We start from the raw sequence: 1,951 nt of genomic DNA on the forward strand, positions 1-1,951 counted from the left end.
TCGGCTTCGTCGCGGCGTTCGGTTTTGGGTATCCCGCGTAGTCGTAGGGCGAGTTCGATGTTCTTGCCGGCGGTGAGCCAGGGGAAGAGGGCGTGCTCCTGGAACATCAGGGCGGGTCGGCCGCCGGGGGTCTCGATGGTTCCGGTGGTGGGGCGGTCGAGGCCGGCGACCAGGTTGAGCAGGGTGGACTTTCCGCACCCGGAGGCTCCCAGGAGGGTGACGAACTCGCCGGGTGCGACGTCGAGGCTGATGTCGTCCAGGACGAGCTGTGGTCCGGCCGGTCCTGCGAAGGACTTGGAGACGTGCGCGATACGGGCGGCGTGCGGCACCACCGTGGCGGCGGCGTCGTCGGCGGCCTTGGCGAGCGTGGTGGCCATGGTCGTCACCTCCTGGGAGCGGAGTGGTTCGGTCGTACGGGCTGTCGGCTACGTGGTCGCTACTTGGCGCCGAGTCCGGCGTCGGCCACCTCGGGGCTGCCTTCGGCCTTCAGCACCTTGTTCAGCAGCGTCAGGTCGTAGATGCCGCCCAGATCGGGCTTGTCCAGCAGACCGGCCTTGACCGCGTGGTCGGCCTGCGACTGGAGCGTGGACGCGAGCGGGTCGTCGGTGATCTGGATGGACTTCCAGGCCGGGTCGATGACTTCGGGCTTCAGCTCCTTGCCGCTGAGCTCCTTCAGCGCGGCGTTGGCCGATGCCTTGGCCTTGTCCGGGTTGGCCTTGATCCAGGCGTTGGTCTTCACCGTGCCGCGCAGCACGGCCTCGACCACGTCCGGGTGCTCCTCGAGGAAGCTCTGCGACACGATGACGTTGGTGATCACGAACTTCTTGTCCGGCCACAGCGAGGTCTCGTCCAGCAGCACCTTGCCGCCCTCGGCGACCAGCTTGGACGCGGTCGGCTCCGGCACCCAGGCACCGTCGATGGAGCCGGACTTGTAAGCGTCGGGCGTCACCTTGTTGTCCGTGCGGACCACGGACACATCGCCCTTGCCGCTCTGGGCGTCGACCTTCCAGCCCTTCTCGGAGACCCAGTTGAGGAACGCGACGTCCTGGGTGTTGCCGAGCTGCGGGGTGGCGATCTTCTTGCCCTTGACGTCGTCGAGGGTCTTGATCGTGTCCGGGTTGACCACCAGCTTCACCCCGCCCGACGCGGAACCGGAGATGATGCGCAGCGCCTGGCCCTTGGACTTGGCGTAGCCGTTGACCGACGGCGACGGGCCGATGAAGCCGATGTCGATCGAGCCGCCGTTCAGGGCCTCGATCTCGGACGGACCGGCGTTGAAGGTCTGGGTGGCGACCTTGGTGCCGCCCAGCTCCTTCGCGATCAGGCCTTCCTGGATGCCGACCAGGGCGGTGGCATGCGTCAGGTTGGGGAAGTAGCCGATCTTCACGGTGTCCGCGGAGAGCTTCCTGCCCCCGGCCGCCACCTCGGACGTGCCGTCTTTCGTGTCATCGGCCTTCGAGCCGTAGCCGCAGGCGGTGAGGGCCACGGCCAGCAGCGGAAGGGCAGCGGCGGCGGCGATACCGCGGCGCAGGGCGGGGGTTCGGGTGGTGGCAGGCACGGGAGGCGTTTCCTCTCGGAGGCCCGGCGGTCACGCGGTCAGTCGGCGTGGCCGGGATGTCGGCGTCTTGGTCTTCGGTGGTGCGAGGTGCGGGGGGTGTGGGCGCGCAGGCAGTGCGCGTACGTCATCGCGCACATCGCGTCACCCCGCCCGTGCCCGCGCCGAGGGAGCCGCTGCCGACGCGGCCGCCTTCCTTGGCGAAGGTCGCGTAGAAGCCGTACATGATCAGAAGTCCCAACCGTCGTCGTCCGTGGTGGGTGCGGTTGTGGTGGTGGCGAAGGATTCGCCTGCCATTCCGGCCGCGAGTGTGGTGCCGTCGGCGGGGTCGATCAGCAGGAACGACCCGGTGCGGCGGGAGTCGGCGTAGGAGTCGAGCGCGAGGGGCTCGGCGGT

2 protein-coding genes and 1 pseudogene are annotated in these 1,951 nt (G+C 68.8%); all 3 read right to left on the reverse strand.

Annotated elements, in window-relative coordinates; translation table 11 throughout:
* Window positions 1-377, reverse strand: a 377-nt coding sequence (locus tag ACFV6V_RS31080) for an ATP-binding cassette domain-containing protein (protein ID WP_385571180.1), incomplete at its 3' end; no start/stop codon positions are given.
* Between the two features lie 59 nt (window positions 378-436).
* Entirely contained in the window at window positions 437-1,558 is a 1,122-nt protein-coding gene (locus tag ACFV6V_RS31085; RefSeq protein ID WP_385571181.1) for an aliphatic sulfonate ABC transporter substrate-binding protein, read from the reverse strand.
* Between the two features lie 225 nt (window positions 1,559-1,783).
* Window positions 1,784-1,951, reverse strand: a pseudogene (locus tag ACFV6V_RS31090) (hypothetical protein); the annotation flags it as partial.

The organism is Streptomyces sp. NPDC059828 (assembly GCF_042731955.1).
In the GTDB taxonomy this organism is placed as follows: Bacteria; Actinomycetota; Actinomycetes; order Streptomycetales; family Streptomycetaceae; genus Streptomyces.